Below are 408 nucleotides of genomic sequence, written 5' to 3'. Positions count from 1 at the left end.
CACTTAAATCAAGTAACGAATCTTTCCCATTTGCAGAAGAACGCCGCTTGTTTTACGTGGCTCTAACTCGTGCAAAACAAGAGGCAATAGTGAGTTACGATCTTCAACCATCACCGTTTATCACAGAGCTACTTGAAGGCTCTTATGCGGTGAAAAAGAAGTAGTGATCTTTTGTTGATAAAGAGTGAATTATGAGTAGGTGGGCATATTCGAAAATCTAGTATCTACTTTGTTCTAGGCCTTACGATGCTCGCTCTAGCGACGTTGTTCTCATTGGCGTCCAATCAAAGTCTGCCTTCCGCATCTGAGCTAACGTTCCGCTCAGGACAACTCAGTTCTCTCAAGTACCTTACCCCTGTAAAAGGGAGCAAGTCGGTGCGCCTACAACTGATTGACGGTAGTTGGTTT

Annotated in this window: 1 protein-coding gene; it reads left to right on the top strand. The window is 44.1% G+C overall.

Translation table 11 applies throughout. The features are described 5' to 3' along the window. On the top strand, positions 1 to 164 hold a 164-nt coding region (locus tag AB4585_RS28520), incomplete at its 5' end, for a 3'-5' exonuclease (protein ID WP_372172135.1). Positions 165 to 408 lie beyond the last annotated feature (244 nt).

The organism is Vibrio sp. 10N.222.49.C9, assembly GCF_041474985.1.
Classification (GTDB): Bacteria; Pseudomonadota; Gammaproteobacteria; order Enterobacterales; family Vibrionaceae; genus Vibrio; species Vibrio crassostreae_C.
The sequence above is the reverse complement of the archived record's forward strand: the minus strand, read 5'-3'. Positions and strand labels throughout refer to the sequence as shown.